This is a genomic window from Shewanella profunda, from assembly GCF_023283765.1.
Taxonomy (GTDB): Bacteria; Pseudomonadota; Gammaproteobacteria; order Enterobacterales; family Shewanellaceae; genus Shewanella; species Shewanella profunda.
This window is the reverse complement of record NZ_JAKILG010000049.1, coordinates 17351-34075: the sequence shown is the minus strand read 5'-3', so window position 1 is coordinate 34075 and position 16725 is coordinate 17351. Positions and strand designations below refer to the sequence as shown.

Genomic DNA, 16725 nt, shown 5'->3' with positions numbered 1-16725 from the left:
ACCATCACGTAGTGCTTGAATGGCAGCATTGATATCAAAAGTAGGTGTGGTCATAAATCATCTCTTTTTGGTATAGCTTAAAGAAATGACACAGAAATTTGAACACTACCCAACAACCACAAACTGACGCTTGAATACATCATTAGGATCTGCATTAAAGTTTGGTTGAATGACGTAATCTTTACCAGCATCTAAAACGTTGTAAGAAATAAATGGACGTAGGCCATTATCAAACTTATAGGAAACTAACGTTTCAGCGCCATATGCGTCGTTGATCAAACGACCTATATTGTCTGTATCATGGTTTTCTTGCTTGTTAACGTTAGCCGCTATATAAAAACCGTTATTATCGAAGTTACCCCATGTCACACCGGCGCCATAGATAAGGTCAACCGCAGTTTTTTGATCACCATCCCCATAGTCGATATCAAACTCACCGCGGTTAACACCTGCAGTCAAGCTCAGCATATCTGTCACTTTATAGGTCAATGCTCCGCCATAGGTATAGTCATGAGTCACTTGCTGAGCATCAGCACCGCCTTCATTCCAGCGAGCTTCACACTCTTCTTCTGTAATATTTTCTATATCACAAGTGAAAAAACTGCTGTTTTTCAACTGGGCTTGAACTGCAAAGCTTAGATCACCAAAAGCATTACGGTATTGGACAACCTTATCACCTCGCCCCACGCCGTTTACTGCACCATCGTCCTTATTGAATGTGTAAACACCCGCGGTATTACCATCCCATACGAAACCATAGTTTGTGTTGTATACCACGTCATACCAAGCGCCCCATTGTTTACCAATAGTGAGCGTACCGTATTGTTCATGGGATAGACCGACATAGCCTAAGCGGTTATAAAAAAACTCATCTTGAACAGATTCAAAACGGTTATTATAGACAATATCGCTGCTACCAACAGGGTTAACACCCCACTCTAATTTGGCAAACGCATCCCAGCCGTTGGTCAACTCACGGCTAAAGCCGAAATTAATTCGAGAAGCACCATTAACAACCTCAGTTTCTCCTTGAGTGTTGATTACGCGTACATCAATAAATCCGCCAATTTCTACGGCATTTTTATTATCTTTATAGATCTCAATTGCCGAAACAGATGGCGCTAAGAATATTGCTGCCAACGCAGTCGCTACTAACGTTTTGTTCATTTGGTGCTTAACCTTTTCGTTTATGTTTTATCAACGTCATTCCGTCGTTATATTTCCTTACAATTTCCCTTTGAGGGTAGCAAACTTTCAATAACCTCTCAAAGCGAAACCTAAAGAAAATGTCGACTAACACCACAAAAAGATAACAGTTAACCTCTATAAAACAGGTTAAAACGCCCCAACAGCCAGTGATAGCAACAGAATTAAAACAACAAAAACACTATATTAACACCAACTGTTTAGATGCAATATCCATGTAGTTTAGTTTCATTATTGAAAAGACAGGCTCTGCAATAGGCCTAATTTGCTTATCTATATAGTATTGGTAGTCAATTATAGATGTTCTGTATTGCACAGATTCCGGTCCGTTCACAGTAATCACATAATCAATTTGCGCACCTCTCTTGCCAAAGGTAGTCATTCCTGTTAGGTCACATAGTTGCCGCGCGACTTTAACGTGCGGGGATGATTTAGCCGTGTACTCTTCAATATTGCGACGCATACGTTTACGAAACACTAACTCGTCATCCCTTTTACCCGCTAAGATATCTTCAATCACAGTCGTAATATAGCCACTGATGTCCCGTTGATTAAACATCCGCTCGTAGAGTGCTTGCTGCACGGAACGCGCTAAGGGACTCCAATCACTACGAACTTGTTCCATACCTTTGAAGGTAATTTCAAGTGCATTTTCGGAATTACGCCAAGCACCAACATAGCGTTTTTTACTCCCCTCCACTGAACCACGTAGTGTTGGCATAAAAAATTGTTCGTAATGACGTTCAAACTGCAGCTCTAGAAAGCTGTCAACTTGATATTCATCTTGAATTTTAGCTTGCCACTTAGCGTTGATGTGAGCGGCGAGGGTTTGACCAAGCAGACTAATATCAGATAAGTCGGGTTCTGGCCCCAACCAAACAAAGGTGGAATCTGTATCACCGTAAATCACTTGATAACCCATTTCTTCTATCCAAGCTCGGGTCTGCTTCATAATTTGATGGCCACGCATAGTGATGGAACTCGCTAATTTTGCATCGTGAAAGACACAACCTTGGGAACCAAGCACACCATAAAGTGAATTCATAATAATTTTAATGGCTTGGGATAATGGCAAATTATGTTCACGCTTAGCTTTTTCTCGCTGTTCAGAAAGACGCTGGATAAGCATAGGCAAAATAGGCTGCTGCCGACTAAAACGGCCACCCAGAAAACCTTGTACACATTCTGACTCAGGTAACTGTAAGCCTTGAATCAACCCTTTAGGATCGATAAGAAATGTTCGAATAATTGACGGATAAAGACTTTTAAAATCGAACACCAAAATATGCTGATACAGCCCAGGGATAGAGTCCATCACATAACCACCAGGACTCTCTATTCCGTCACTAGCGGGTGCATCGGGAGCGACATAGCCAGCTCGATGTAAATGCGGTAAGTACAAATGATTAAATGCTGCTACAGATGCACCTACACGTCCAAGCTGTAAACCTGTGAGCTCAGCCCTAGCAAGAGCAAAATCCCATAGCTGAGTATGGTTAAAAATATCCCAAACTAATCGACTGTCGGTAAGATTATAGTGTGCCAATGCCTGCTTATTTTTCGCAAAAAGCGCATCAATTTCATCGACTCGATTGTCAACATTATGAATAGCCTTGCCTTCACCTAAGAGTTCACGGGAAACAAACTCAAGTGAGAATCGCTCAAAATGATAAAATGCCGCTTTTAACCAATCTATACCATCAAGTACTACCCGCCCTGGTAAACTCAAGGTTTCTGGGCGGAATTTATTGTCCACCTTCCATTCAAGCAAAGTCCCTCCTCGCCCAATCGTGAGGGGAATTCGATGTAATAATGCACGGCGAAACAATAGCGCGAGATCAAAACTCACCACCGACCAACCGATGATAAAATCCGGATCATATTCGTGGAACCAAGCAATTAAGCGGCAGATCAGGGATGCTTCATCCATAACCCATTCGATATAATGGGCGGCATTAGCTTCCGGTTTTCCGACCATAATCACTTTTTCATAAATATCATCCTTCGAGTCCTTGCCGTACAGGGCAACTGAATAGATTACCCCCTCGAAGCTGCACTCAAAATCCAGAGAAATAGTGCTTAAACTAATTGATGTCTGCAGAGCAATACTCTTTGCGCGCTCTGCAATAAATATGGGAAGCAAACTGACACCCGACGAATGATCATCACCCTGCTGCAGATAATGCCCAAGAAAGGCAACATCAAGAGCCACAAAACGCTCGATTAAGAAACGTTGTTCGGGGCGAATATCCGCTTCAAATAATGGGATATCGGCATCTTTAGCGATCCGCTGCAAAGTGCGTAATGCGCTACTCGATTGCGCATAAATGCCACTTATGGCTCCACCTTTGAAACTTTTAAGCGCTAAGGGGACAAAACGCAGTACTTGACCTGGCGTTTGTAATTGCAATGCCGCTACATCTGTTTGATGACAAAAGCAAATATACTCAGCATCTTGCACTTCCACCAATACAGGGCCTTGCTCGGTTGCCAAATAATATTGCAACACTAAATTGCCATTACGCTGGCTTGCATGGCGCGTTAAGACTCGACCTTGTACACTCACGGGTGCATTAGTCTCAGGCTTCATTAGCATGGGTTCTCAATTTAAAATGCCATTTAAAGGCAGAAATGTTTCTTAGGCTATGCAATCACTGTTATTATGTACAGCATTAATTCGATAAAGTAGTGACGCATGTTACCTGACAATGTAAAAACACAGATCCGCGCCATCTATAAGGATATCGCCACTGCGTTACCTAATTTTAGGCCGCGCCGCGAACAAAACTTTATGGTTGCCGAAATCTCTAAAACCCTCGCCGGAGAATACGACAAAGATAGACGTATTATTGTGGTTGAAGCAGGTACAGGGATTGGTAAATCGTTGTCTTACATTTTAGGCACTATCCCACTTGCCTTATCGAGCAAGAAAAAAGTGTGTATTGCCACCGCCACCGTAGCGTTGCAAGAACAACTACTGCACAAAGACTTACCTTTTTTTCTTGCGCAATCCGGTTTGAATTTTCGGTTTGGTTTAGTAAAGGGTCGGCAACGTTATGTCTGTCTTTCAAAACTAGCGATGCTGATTGGTGATGATAACAGCACCCAAATGGCCATGTGGCAAACCAAGCCCGATAATAGCCAAATTGCCATGCTGCAAGAATTATTGAAAGACTTTACCGAAGGGCGCTGGAATGGTGAACTGGATACCTTAACCACCCCACTCCCCGACTATCTCTGGCAACAAATCGCCAGTGATAAACACAGTTGCCACCGTCAAGTTGCCAGCCACCGAAATTGCCCCTTCCACAAGGCTCGCGAAGACGTCGATACTTGGGACGTATTAATCGCTAACCACAGCTTACTGTTTGCAGATTTAGAACTCGGGGGCGGTGTGATACTACCTGATCCTGAAGATATCTTTTATGTTATCGATGAGGCGCACCATTTGCCGATTGTGGCGCGGGATTTTTCCAGTGCACAAGCTACCCTAAGGGGTGCTGCCGACTGGCTCGAAAAAGTGGGAAAAACCAGTGCCAAGTTACAGAATCAAATCAAAAGCAATCATATCATCGCACCTGCGCAGGCCATGCAGGACCATATTGGCGATCTTATTGGCCAGCTGAATCAAGTCGCTCATTATTGCGATACCCAAACCAAACAATTTGCGAACCCTGAAAACCGCTATCGCTTCGAGCATGGAGTATTACCAGAGGCATTACGGATCCCAGCTGAAAATCTTGCTACCACGGCTAATCTTGCCTTAAAGCAATTTAACAAAATGCAATTATTGCTGACAGAAGCCATCAAGGATGATGATATTCCTAAGCATCAATCCGAAGCACTGCAAGCTGAAATGGGCTTTATGCTACAGCGCCTCGAAAATTTGCAAAAATTATGGCGCATGATGGCTAAAGAAGATAAACACAAAGGCGCTCCAATGGCACGTTGGATTGAGCTCATCACAGGTAAACAAGTGGATTATCTCTTTAGTGCATCTCCGATTGAAGTTGGCTTTATGCTTGAGTCTATGCTCTGGCAAAAAGCCGCTGGAGTGGTGTTGTGTAGTGCAACCTTGCGTGCACTTAATAACTTTGATCACTTTGTTCATCAAGTCGGATTATCACTCAACGATGGTAGCCGCTATTTAGCACTGCAATCTCCCTTCGACTATCCCAACAATGCCACGCTGTATTTACCCAAAATGAAAACGGAGCCAACGGACGATGCCTATACCGCGGAGCTTGCCGAGCAAATTATCGAGTTAATTGAAGGTGAGATGGCAACCTTAGTGCTGTTTGCCTCTTACTGGCAAATGGAAAAAGTAGTCGAACTGCTCGAAGGTAAGCTTAAAACGGAACTGCTTATCCAAGGCAATGCACCTAGGCAGCAATTACTCGAAAACCATAAGGCGAAATGCGATAGAGGTGAACCCAGTATTTTATTCGGCACGGGCAGTTTCTCAGAAGGATTAGACTTGCCGGGAGATTATCTCACTAACCTCATCGTAACTAAGTTACCCTTCGCCGTACCCACCTCTCCTGTAGAGCAAGCCCATGCAGAATATGTCAAAGTTAAAGGTGGTAACCCGTTTTTACAGCTAACAATTCCCGACGCCTCGCGCAAGTTGATCCAAAGTTGTGGTAGATTACTGCGCAAAGAGCAGGATTACGGTCGGGTAACGATTTTAGATAGGCGTTTAGTCACTAAGCGTTATGGTAAATCGCTGCTAGATGCCTTACCTCCCTTTAGACGTGTCATAGAATAGGATCAAAATTTGGAGTTGTTACTCGAGCCTAGCAACTGGGCTCTACTGGCCGTTATTGGTCTTATCGCAGGTTTTATCGATGCTATCGTAGGTGGTGGCGGCTTGCTTTCGATCCCAGCACTATTAACCCTAGGGATAGCACCACATACGGCTTTAGGCACCAATAAACTTGCGGCCAGCTTTGGGTCATCAATGGCCGCATGGACTTATTACCGCCAGCATCTTTTTAAACCTTCATTTTGGTACATGGCCTTTATCGCTACCTTTATTGGTGCAGTGTTAGGGAGCGTGTTCGTTTACTTAATTGATACTCGGTGGTTAGAAAAAGTATTGCCGTTACTCATCATTGGGATAGCCATTTATAGTTTACTCAGCCCAAACGCAATTTCAGATGCCGATTGTCAAGTGCCAGCCCAGTCGCCACCAGCACAAAAACAAGGCTTACAAGGTCTGATTTTAGGTGCTTACGATGGTTTTGCAGGCCCAGGGATTGGCGCATTTTGGACAGTGAGTTCAGGTTCACTCTATAAATTGCCCCTACTTCACAGCTGCGGCCTTGCCCGTGCAATGACCTTTACCAGTAACCTCACCGCACTGGCCATCTTTGGCTGGCTTGGTCAAGTACAGTGGCAAATAGGACTATGGATGGGGCTATGTATGATGTTAGGCTCATTTATCGGCGCACAGTGCGCGATTAAATTTGGCATGCCTTTTATTCGTCCTTTGTTTATTTTAATCGTGCTATCAATTGCCGCCAATCTGGCTTGGAGTGCATGGTTTTGAATACCCAACAACTACTCAGTATTTTGAAAAATCAGCTAAAAGCTCTCGAACAGGAAGTGCTGCAACACGATAATCACCTCGCGCCGCAGCAACGAAAACTGTTACAGGACACCGAACGCTTTAATCAATCGTTGTTTATTCAACATGGCGCCCAATTGATGCCCTGCATAGAGCAAATCCGTAACAGTATCAGCCAATTAGAAAAACAAATTAAGCTCAAACTTGCACCACACACCATCTCTTTATGCTGTGAGCGTATCCAAGATAGATTTACCGCGGTAAAACGCGCATTGCTGACCACGTCGATTGATTTAAAATCGAAAAACCAACAGCGTGCGAGCAGCAGGGCGCGTTTTGCGAAACGCCAAGCTCAGTCACATCAAGAAAGTGGCTTTGGTTGGATTGCGAGCAATGTGTTACAAAATAGCCACGAAATCTATGGTGAACTTAACAAGCATTTGAATTGGGCTAAAAAATTTGAACAAAAAATTGAAGAAATGGAATCAAAACTTGAAAACTGTCATAGTGCTGACAAAATCAGTTTGCAAAATGACATCCTTTTAATGCATCGTCGTTTGGGAAAATGCAGGCAAGCTATCAGTTATATAGAAGATCGCATTCAAGCATTCGAACGTCCGTATCAAAGCAATAATCGTTAAGGAGCAACAATGAAATCACTTTTGCCAATCAGCAGCCTGCTAGTGTTACTCGGTTCTACCTCTGCCTTTGCAGCAGATCTCAATATCCCAATGTCCTTCGAATACCTTGCCCTCGATGGTAAAAAAGTCGAATCCAGCCTATTCAATCACAAAAGCAGCTTAGAACTGGCACCTGGCACCCACAAAATTGCTATTCGCTACCATGAAATGGTTGAAGATCAGTTCAGTGATAGTCAAAGCTTTGTTAAATCATCGCCTTTTATTGTGACCTTAGAAGTCGATGGCGATCACCAATACCAGCTTCAAGCCGCTGAAGGAGAAATAGTTAAGAAACCTAAAGTTTTTGCCAAAAATCCACAGGTCGTATTAACGCGCAGCGATAAAGGACTGGTCAATTACCAGGTGACTAACACCAATATTGAAGAAGAAGGCTTTGTTAATCGACTATTTAGTGGAAACCAAGCCGTTGATATATCGAGTTCCGCAGTTCAAGCAACGGGAGCCGCTGGCATGGCCGCAGTTGTAGTTGCGCCGACACCACCCACATCAACTCAAGCGGCCATTAATGCAACCTCATTAACGCCAGCCGCTGATGCATCAAAGGTTACGGGTGCAAACCCACAACAGATGCTGCAATACTGGTGGTTACAAGCTGATGAAAAAACACGTAAAGAATTTATGAGCTGGGCGATTTCGCAGCTGTAATCTTTTATGGTTCCACTGGGTTATCACGCCAGCTATTCTAAGCTGGCGCTTCCTGCTCACCCTAGATTACCAACCACAAAATACGCTCACCTCTATCAACATTTGCTCAATAATAAGCTCGCAAAACCAACCAAATTCCATAGCCCAATACCAATGACAGCGCTGGATGCCATGAAAGTGCATCAAAAAGATTTAATTCTCTATGATGCAAGGGGGGTGATATCCATCAAGATGACGACCTAGGCCATCTTAATATCAGCCAGTTAGGGCTATTTCAGCGGGATTTGATCAAACTACCAATGGCAAAATCGGCGAATATTCCAATTGCAGCCGTGATAGGCGGCGGTTACAGCAGAGACGCACTACAATTAAGCCAAAGACACAGTCAGCTTTTTATTGCCGCAAACCATTTGTGGCAGCAGACTCAATAGAAACCACCATGGAGCACAGCGATGCAACTCGAAATCCGTAACTATTACGAAGTTCTCTTAATGGAAATGTTATCAGATGAAGGACTTATGGATGAACTACCAGAGGACTATTTAGCCGATCTCTGCTGCGTAACCCTAAATCAACTGCCAGTGCGTTATATACGCCATCTCGTCGATACCTACTTTTTTGAAGACTATAACGAATTACAGGAACTAAAACGGGAGATCCAAGCTGCACTCGAAAAATCCCGAGCATTCCTCAAACAAAATCTACAAAAAAGATTACAGGAAGAGAACGCAGCTCTTAACTTAGCCGAAAACAATAACATAAATTAATAATGATGCTTGGATGACTATATTTTGAATGACTATCTAGAAGTTAATTAACTGGGTATAAATGATATGTGTAAACATGGGATTGGAGGTTCCCCTAGAGCCGACACCCCGGCACACGAGTCGCTTGCTGCGGTTGCTCCCTTCCGGGCCTGGCCGAGTTCACAAGTTATCATTGCGGGGGGACCCTAGGGTCACCATAGCTTCGAGTAATACTTTTAGATTTAGGTTAAACAACTAAGGTATTACTTGAACGGCGTGGATTATCCCCTATGGCACCTGAGGGATCAAGCGCTAATCCACCTGTTTGCAAAATATCCTGCTTAACTGGACAATCTATAGGCAAATATTAGTCTTAAAATAATAAAAGCCTGCATGGCAGGCTTTTCAATCGTTTTAACTCACACTAGAACCTATTGTCGGTAACGAAGGGATCATAGTTTGATTAAATGTCGATTCTGTTCAATCAGCTTTGCACCAATGCCTGACACATTGGCTAAATCATCAATCGCATTAAACTTACCATTTTGTGTGCGGTAGTCTACGATGGCCTGCGCCTTGGCGACACCAATACCCTTAAGCTCTTGCAACTGCTCAACAGAAGCTGTGTTGATATTCACTGCCAGTACATCTGGCACGGCCGTCTTCGCATCTGCTTTTGCCTGAGTCTGCATTTTAGCTTCGGCTTTACTGGGTGGTTCTGCAGCAATGACCGGATATGCCAGTAAAGCCGCTAATGTAACCCCTAACATCGACTTTATCTGAATTGATTTAACACTGGTGCTGAGAATCGTGGATAAACCATTTGTCATCTTCATATTTTGCCCTCTTTCCATGATATTCGGCCTTTCGTCCTACTTCCGTGGCCTCAAATCAAAAATAGACTAAAGTTTTATGAAATACCAAACTGAAAGCATAAATATTCCAAGTTAGTCAGGTTAAGCTAGCCGATTCAAAGCTTGACATAAGTCGGCAATGATATCGTCACAATCCTCTAAGCCGATAGAGATACGTAGTAAATTATCACCAATCCCCGCTGTTATCCTCGCCTCTGGCGTATAAGGCGAATGCGTCATCGAAGCGGGATGTTGGATAAGGGATTCGGCGTCCCCTAAACTCACAGCAATTGAAAACAACTTAAGATAACCAACAAAGGCCATCGCCTGCTCTAAATTTGCCGCTAGTTCAAAAGCAATAACGCCACCAGCACGTTTCATCTGCTGACCAATAAATTTATGCCCTTGGTGAGATCTAAGCCCTGGATAGTACACTTGGGTAATTTTGGGGTGCTCGGTCAAAAACTCAGCAACACGCTCGGCACTATCGCAATGGCGCTGCAAACGTACATCTAAGGTTTTAAGACCGCGTAAGATCAGCCAAGCATCGTGTGGCGATATTACAGCGCCAATATCTTTTAAGATTTCATACTTCACTTTATGAAGCTGCTCTTCACTACCACAGACTATTCCCGCAATCACATCGCCATGACCATTCAAATACTTAGTGGCGCTGTGGATCACCATATCTATACCGAAATCGAGTGGTCTTTGCAGTAAAGGCGTCATAAAAGTATTGTCGACAATACTGACCAGTTGATGGCGTTTGGCAATGTTCGCGATTGCTGCTAAATCAAATACCTGCAAATGAGGGTTTACTGGAGTTTCACAGAAAATGACCTTAGTATTTGATCTAATCGCCGCTTCAATTGCTTCAGCAGATGAAAAGTCCACTAAAGACACTTCAATACCAAAGCGGGCAAACTGAGTTGTCATTAAGGCAAATGTACAACCATAAACGGCATTAGATGCCACAAGATGATCGCCCATTTGCAAGTTTGCCAGTAATGCAGCTGACACGGCGCCCATACCGGAAGCCGTCGCGGCGGCGGCCTCAGCGCCTTCTAGAATCGCCATTTTACGTTCAAGCTCGGCGGTTGTCGGATTACCTAAGCGCGTGTAAATATAACCTGGCTCATTACCCGCGAATCGCTCACCACCTTGCTTTGCCGACTCAAACACAAAAGTCGCACTTTGATAAAGCGGTGTCACTAAGGCACCAAAGGCCTCTCGCTCGTGCCCGCCATGAATAACCTGTGTTGCCGCTTTCCACATCTTGTCTGATTCATCTTGCATACCTAGCTCCTTGTAATTGGCATTGAGTCGATCCCGTTCTTGATTGATTGTTGGTTTGGAGCGCTCAATGCTCGCATTATGGATAAGTTAATGAAACATTAGCCCTATCGAATAAGCCCTACCATAACGCGGCCAAGCACTTAAACCAGTAGCATGACGAAAATAGCAGCGCCCAAAGTGTAATAAACTTGTTACATAGCACTTTTACATCGCACTTAGTCATTCTCTTTATCTGCAAGAAGCATAAAAAATGCGCTAAGGAACAAGTCCATTAGCGCATCTACTCTCGGCTATTTGAATTGTTTAATCATATGATATTCAATAGCATCTACTCTTTAGACTTATCTTTAGACGACCTAGATACCTTATCATCAACATCAGCTAATTGACCTTTTAGTGCATCACGGCCTTCCTTAGTGAATAGCTTGCCTGAAAACTGCTTCAGCTCAATCAACAACTCCTGATGCACTTTAGACAATTTAGGTCTTTGTTCCTCCCTAAACACAATTGGCCGACACAGCGCCATAGCTTGATATCCAAGGCGTGCAGTTAACATGCCGCCGCCTAGCCCTTGAGCCAAACGGGCAGACAATTTACCCGTCATTTCAACCGATAACAGCTGCGTTCCTAGATCTGTAACTAACTCAGTGGTGCCCGCGTAGATGATATTAATAATAATGCTGCGGATAAGTTTAATCCGGCTCCAGTAACCCAACTCAATGCCATAACAGCGGGCCACATCACGCAGCATGCGTTGATTACGCCATAGGATAATCGCCATATCGAGCACGGCTAAAGGGCTGGCGGCTAATAAAACTGCCGACTCTGCCGCATATCTTCGCACGACTTTTTTCGCCAGCTCATCCCGCTCAGTCATAACTAAGTCCTCGAATAACAATACTTTCTCGGCATCATTATGTTCATCTTTTAATGAGCGACGAAGTTGCTGCAAACCTTGGCTGTCTTCATAGTGGCAAACAATATTATCGATAAAACTGTTGGCTTCGCCCATTTGCATGCTTTGCGCCAGCCTTGCGCCCGTTTCTTGGGTATCGGCGACCTGTTTGAGTCGCTTAAGCTTACGGTACTCACTGAGGGCACCGGCCAATGCCCAGGCACTGACAACACCAAGAACAACGCCATAAAAACTAAACAACCAAGGGCTTTCAAGCCATGCATCCCTCAGTCCTAATCCTGTTTGAACTACCACGAGCAGCAATAAACTCACGGCCGCTAGACGAGCGAGCCAAGACCAACGGCGTGATTTAACTAATTGAGGTGAGACTGATTTAGCATCAATCATTTTAGGATGGGCTAAAAGCGTCTCATCCATCAATTCCTCAATATCGGCAGCCACTTCTTGCACTGGCGTATGGGAATCAAAAGCTTTCGCGCCTTTGAGTTCCTCTTTGCTGAGTTTAAGTTCCACCACTTGTGAGTCAAACAGCTGCTGCTTTTTCAACGATTTATGTTCAAATGAGTTTGAAGATAAATTGGAGGCCTGCTCATTTGGATTATCAGATAGCTTTAACGTCATTCCAACTTATCTCCCAGTAAGTACTGCAGCAGATGATCGAGACGAATATGGTCAAAATGTACTTGAGATGGGTCGACATTGACATTGCTCGGCGGTGCAAACCCGACAAAATTAAACCCTTGATTACGCCAAAAATCAGCTTCAGGTAAGCGAGTGGGCACTTCACCTGGAAACAAAGTCAGGGCTTTACCGTTGAGTCCAGTGCCCTGCACGACTTCAACCTCACCGTCTTGAGTTGTTACCATGCCGTGGCGTGTGGCCTTGATGGCGCTAATCGCCATAGTTTCCACTTTACAGCCATCGAAACTGGCAAAGTGTTGACTGTGTTTCAACATATCGGTCAACAGGGACAACACATGGCTCTGTTGATCACGAGTCACATGATCAACCTTGCTCGCAGCAAACAATAAACGGTCAATTCTTGGTGCAAATAACCGTCGTAAATAGCTAGACTGCCCAAACTGAAAACTTTCCATAATGGCATTGAGCGCCGCGCCCATATCCTCAAATTGCTTTTTACCGCGATTCAAAGCACTAAAACAGTCAACGAGTACTAACTGCCTGTCAAAACCGGCAAAATGGTTTTTATAGAAAGGCTTAACCACTTTAGCGACGTATTCTTGATAGCGTTTTTCCAGTACGTGGAAGCCACTGTGTTTATCGCTTTGCGAAAGCGCGGTGAACTTTTCATCATTGACAAATAACAGGGGGAAAAAAGCCAATAAAGGTGCGCCCTGCCATTCGCCCGGCAATAACATCCGCCCGGGTTGGGCTTGGTAATAACCTTGCACATGTACTAAATCATTGAGTAATAACTGATATTGATCGGCAATCAGTTTCAATTGTTGCTCATCGGCGCTGGCAGCTAGATCCAACGTAGTTAAGGATTGCTCAAACTGGGCATACAAGGGTGAACTTTTAAGATTCTCAATACGAACTTGCTGGGCACGGCACCACTCGACAAAGTCTTGGCGCAGCATAGGTAAATCGAGTAACCATTCACCGGGATAATCGACTATGTCTAAGTACAAGGTGGCGGTATCGGAAAACTTAGCCAGTAAACCCTTTTGTGGTTTGTATTTAATCGCCAGCCGTAACTCAGAAATAGTGCGAGTGGAGGCTGGCCAAGCCGCAGGATCGGAAGTGAGCGCTAACATGGCGCCTTGATAATCAAAACTGGCAATTTCAAGGTCGGGCTGCATGGTACGCTTAACCCCGAGCAAACGCTGATCGCGGCTCACCTGCCAAAGTGGCAAAGCACTGCCGTTGCGGGCATGGGATAAATTAGCCACAGGTCCAGAATTGAGTAACTGATTAACTAATCCTGTGATAAACGCCGTTTTTCCCGCACCAGAAAGCCCAGTCACGGCCAAACGTAAATGCCTGTCCGCAGTGCGATGTAATAGGGATTGGCCCTTTTGAGTTAATTTATGGAGCGAGGCATCAAGCATTCCCATACAGACTTCCATTATGTCGAATGATGTTAACTATACACTGGAACGACAAAGAGATTAAACAATAAGGGCGGACATGGCCGCCCTTTAGAGGGGTTACAAACTATTGATTTGTCTTTTCAAATCAAAGTTGTCAGAGGTGACGTGACGTTCTAAGTTTTGCAATCTAACTTCAAGGCTTCGAAATTGACGACTCACGTCGCTCAATGCTTGCTTTGCGGGTTCACCCGATTGCCACGGCTTCTTCTTCACCTCGATATCATCCCTATCGTAATGATTCTGTGGTTTGATGTCTAAAATCACCCACAAAGCCACATAGATGATAAACACGACACCCGAACCACCAAGCAAAAAGATAGAAACCGTGAGCACCCGTACCAACCAAGTTTCAATCGCAAAGTACTCAGCAATCCCTGCACACACACCCGCTATTTTGCCTGACTGGGGAATGCGGTACAAAGTACGACCTTTAGATCCTCTCATGTTTTCCCCTCCATTCGGGCGATTCTGTATCCAGAATAGCCTCTAAGGTCTCGATACGTGCAGCCATTTTATCGGCTTTAACTATTAAATCATTGAGTTGTGAAAACTCTTCCTCAGTGAGTCCCTGGCTCACTTGTCGCTTACTGCGATAATGAAGAACTAACCATATTGGCGCGACTATCACCATGAAAATAATAATCGGAGCCATCAGTATGTCCATATCCATAACTCACCTCTGAATTGTTATTCTTTTGACTTAGTTGGTGCTTTGCCTTTTACCTTGGCTTTCAGCGCAGCCAGCTCTGCATTCACAGAATCTTCGGCTTCAAGTGCGGCAAACTCATCGGCTAAGGTTTTTTTGCTGCCAAGATCGTAGGATTCAACTTGTGCTTCTAACCCTTCCACGCGGCGCTCATATTGCTCAAACTTGAGCATAGCGCTATCGATTTTGCTCGAATCTAACTGCTTTTTCACTTCTAAACGTGATGAAGCTGTTTGTGTGCGTAAAATAATGGTTTTTTGGCGCGCTTTAGCATCCAATAACTTTTCTTGCAGCAAGCCCACTTCATCCTTTAAGCGTGCGATATGCTCATCAATAACAGCAAGCTCTTGATTCAGAATATCGACTAAACCTGTCGCTTTCTGTTTTTCAACTAAAGCGGCTTTGGCTAAATCTTCGCGGTCTTTTGACAATGCGAGTTCGGCTTTATCTTGCCAATCTTGCACTTGTTCTAACACGCGGTTGATACGACGTTGCAGCTCTTTCTTCTCAGCTAATACTTTGGCTGAGGTTGAACGCACTTCAACGAGTGTGTCTTCCATTTCTTGGATAATCAGACGAACCATTTTTTCAGGGTCTTCAGCTTTATCCAGCAATGCGCTGATATTGGAGTTAATGATATCGGCGAAACGAGAGAAAATTCCCATAATCCTATCCTCAAATTGATGTTGGTCTCGTCTAGGGTAATACACTAACTGTGCCAACTTTTATTTATTGTTTAAATACATGCGGATAAACAATTTTTTAACTTTTACTTTATTTTATCTTCCAAGCCACTTATTATGATTTTCACCAAAATTTAGCGCGAAAGACTAAAAAATATCGTGGATAATAAATTTCAACAAGACAATCTTATCGGTCAATCCAATGCCCTACTCGAAGTATTAGAACATGTGTCGCAAATAGCACCGCTGTCTAAACCCGTACTGATCATTGGTGAACGGGGTACTGGTAAAGAACTTATTGCCGAACGCTTACATTATCTGTCTAAGCGCTGGGATCAAAGTTTTATTAAATTAAACTGTTCATCTTTGAGTGAAAATTTACTCGAGAGTGAATTATTCGGTCATGAATCAGGTGCATTTACTGGCGCAAAAGGCAAACACGAAGGCCGCTTCGAGCGTGCCGATGGTGGCACTTTATTCCTCGACGAATTAGCCAACACTTCAGGACTTATCCAAGAAAAGCTACTGCGGGTGATAGAATACGGTGAGTTTGAACGAGTCGGTGGCAGTAAAACAGTGCAGGCCGATGTGCGGTTAATCTGCGCTGCCAACGAAGATTTACCCGCGTTAGCTGATGCAGGCGAGTTTCGCGCCGATTTACTCGATAGACTTGCCTTCGATGTGATCACCCTACCACCGCTGCGCTGTCGCCCAGAAGATATTATGACGCTAGCGGAATATTTTGCAGTCGGGATGGCAAGGCAGTTAAAACTGCAACTATTCAGCGGTTTTAGCGCCCATGCGGTCGAGCAGTTAATGACCCACGACTGGCCAGGTAATATCCGCGAACTCAAGAACGTGGTCGAACGTAGCGTGTATCGCAATGGTGGTGAAAATCGTCCAATTGATCATATTACCCTCGATCCCTTTGCTTCGCCCTATCGACCTAAAACCCGAGTCAAAACCCGTGAGCGCCAGGTGACACCTCAGGTTGCAGCAGTTCCAAATACGCCTCAACCCAATACTTCTGTTGAATCAGACTTAGCGGGAAGCACAGAGCCTTTTCTGAATAACTTTAGTTTTCCGTTGGATTTTAAAGAACAAACCGAGAAGTACGAAATGGATCTTATTCAGCAGGCACTATCAAACAGCCAATATAACCAAAAAAAGACTGCCGAAATTCTAGGATTAAGCTACCACCAGCTGCGTGGCATCCTTAAAAAGTACAATTTACTCGATAAAGCATAAGCAGATTGCCCATGGGGGAGATGCACTGCTAAAATAGCCGT

The 16725-nt window shown here is 44.2% G+C and carries 14 protein-coding genes, 1 other RNA gene and 2 pseudogenes; 7 read left to right on the top strand and 10 right to left on the bottom strand.

Annotation, left to right across the window (positions count from 1 at the left end):
- Window positions 1-108: 108 nt before the first annotated feature.
- Both L2744_RS18195 and L2744_RS18190 read right to left on the bottom strand, forming a co-directional pair.
- Window positions 109-1167, bottom strand: a pseudogene (locus tag L2744_RS18195) (porin); the annotation flags it as partial.
- Between the two features lie 220 nt (window positions 1168-1387).
- Window positions 1388-3796: a DNA polymerase II gene (locus L2744_RS18190; protein WP_248993230.1), complete on the bottom strand. Its 2409-nt coding sequence runs from the start codon at window positions 3794-3796 to the stop codon at window positions 1388-1390.
- 105 nt (window positions 3797-3901) lie between these two features.
- Here L2744_RS18190 and dinG point away from each other — a divergent pair, with 105 nt between their 5' ends.
- The 6 genes and pseudogenes from dinG to L2744_RS18160 all read left to right on the top strand — a co-directional run bounded on the left by dinG (window position 3902) and on the right by L2744_RS18160 (window position 8888).
- Window positions 3902-5974, top strand: coding sequence for an ATP-dependent DNA helicase DinG (gene dinG, locus L2744_RS18185; RefSeq protein ID WP_248993229.1), 2073 nt, complete (start codon window positions 3902-3904; stop codon window positions 5972-5974).
- A 9-nt stretch (window positions 5975-5983) separates the two neighbouring features.
- The gene (locus tag L2744_RS18180; protein WP_248993228.1) at window positions 5984-6757 is read left to right on the top strand and encodes a sulfite exporter TauE/SafE family protein; all 774 of its coding nucleotides are present in this window, start codon (window positions 5984-5986) and stop codon (window positions 6755-6757) included.
- Window positions 6748-7416, top strand: a complete 669-nt coding sequence (locus tag L2744_RS18175) for a primosomal replication protein (protein WP_376711956.1) — start codon at window positions 6748-6750, stop codon at window positions 7414-7416. Before L2744_RS18180 ends, L2744_RS18175 begins: the two co-directional genes overlap by 10 nt.
- A gap of 9 nt (window positions 7417-7425) precedes the next feature.
- On the top strand, window positions 7426-8121 hold the full coding sequence (locus L2744_RS18170; RefSeq protein WP_248993226.1) for a DUF2057 domain-containing protein: 696 nt from the start codon (window positions 7426-7428) through the stop codon (window positions 8119-8121).
- Between the two features lie 6 nt (window positions 8122-8127).
- Window positions 8128-8552: pseudogene (locus tag L2744_RS18165) on the top strand (hypothetical protein).
- A gap of 21 nt (window positions 8553-8573) precedes the next feature.
- Window positions 8574-8888: a late competence development ComFB family protein gene (locus L2744_RS18160; protein WP_248993225.1), complete on the top strand. Its 315-nt coding sequence runs from the start codon at window positions 8574-8576 to the stop codon at window positions 8886-8888.
- A 91-nt stretch (window positions 8889-8979) separates the two neighbouring features.
- On the opposite strand, the gene ffs is transcribed toward L2744_RS18160, so the two are convergent.
- From ffs to pspA, 8 genes are all read right to left on the bottom strand, one after another.
- An RNA gene (gene ffs, locus L2744_RS18155) (signal recognition particle sRNA small type) lies at window positions 8980-9077 on the bottom strand.
- 242 nt (window positions 9078-9319) lie between these two features.
- Entirely contained in the window at window positions 9320-9703 is a 384-nt protein-coding gene (locus L2744_RS18150; RefSeq protein WP_248993224.1) for a ComEA family DNA-binding protein, read from the bottom strand.
- Between the two features lie 120 nt (window positions 9704-9823).
- Complete coding sequence (gene megL, locus L2744_RS18145) at window positions 9824-11017, bottom strand: methionine gamma-lyase (protein ID WP_248993223.1); 1194 nt, start codon at window positions 11015-11017, stop codon at window positions 9824-9826.
- 328 nt (window positions 11018-11345) lie between these two features.
- Window positions 11346-12554, bottom strand: coding sequence for a TIGR01620 family protein (locus L2744_RS18140; protein WP_248993222.1), 1209 nt, complete (start codon window positions 12552-12554; stop codon window positions 11346-11348).
- The gene (locus tag L2744_RS18135) at window positions 12551-14011 is read right to left on the bottom strand and encodes a YcjX family GTP-binding protein (RefSeq protein ID WP_248993221.1); all 1461 of its coding nucleotides are present in this window, start codon (window positions 14009-14011) and stop codon (window positions 12551-12553) included. The genes L2744_RS18140 and L2744_RS18135 overlap by 4 nt, the downstream gene beginning before the upstream one ends.
- 93 nt (window positions 14012-14104) lie before the next feature.
- Window positions 14105-14491, bottom strand: coding sequence for an envelope stress response membrane protein PspC (pspC, locus tag L2744_RS18130; protein ID WP_248993220.1), 387 nt, complete (start codon window positions 14489-14491; stop codon window positions 14105-14107).
- On the bottom strand, window positions 14478-14717 hold the full coding sequence (gene pspB / locus L2744_RS18125; RefSeq protein WP_014610296.1) for an envelope stress response membrane protein PspB: 240 nt from the start codon (window positions 14715-14717) through the stop codon (window positions 14478-14480). The genes pspC and pspB overlap by 14 nt, the downstream gene beginning before the upstream one ends.
- A gap of 17 nt (window positions 14718-14734) precedes the next feature.
- Window positions 14735-15418, bottom strand: a complete 684-nt coding sequence (pspA, locus tag L2744_RS18120; protein ID WP_248993219.1) for a phage shock protein PspA — start codon at window positions 15416-15418, stop codon at window positions 14735-14737.
- 177 nt (window positions 15419-15595) lie between these two features.
- Between pspA and pspF the strand changes: the two genes are divergently transcribed.
- Window positions 15596-16684: a phage shock protein operon transcriptional activator gene (pspF, locus tag L2744_RS18115; protein ID WP_248993218.1), complete on the top strand. Its 1089-nt coding sequence runs from the start codon at window positions 15596-15598 to the stop codon at window positions 16682-16684.
- Window positions 16685-16725 lie beyond the last annotated feature (41 nt).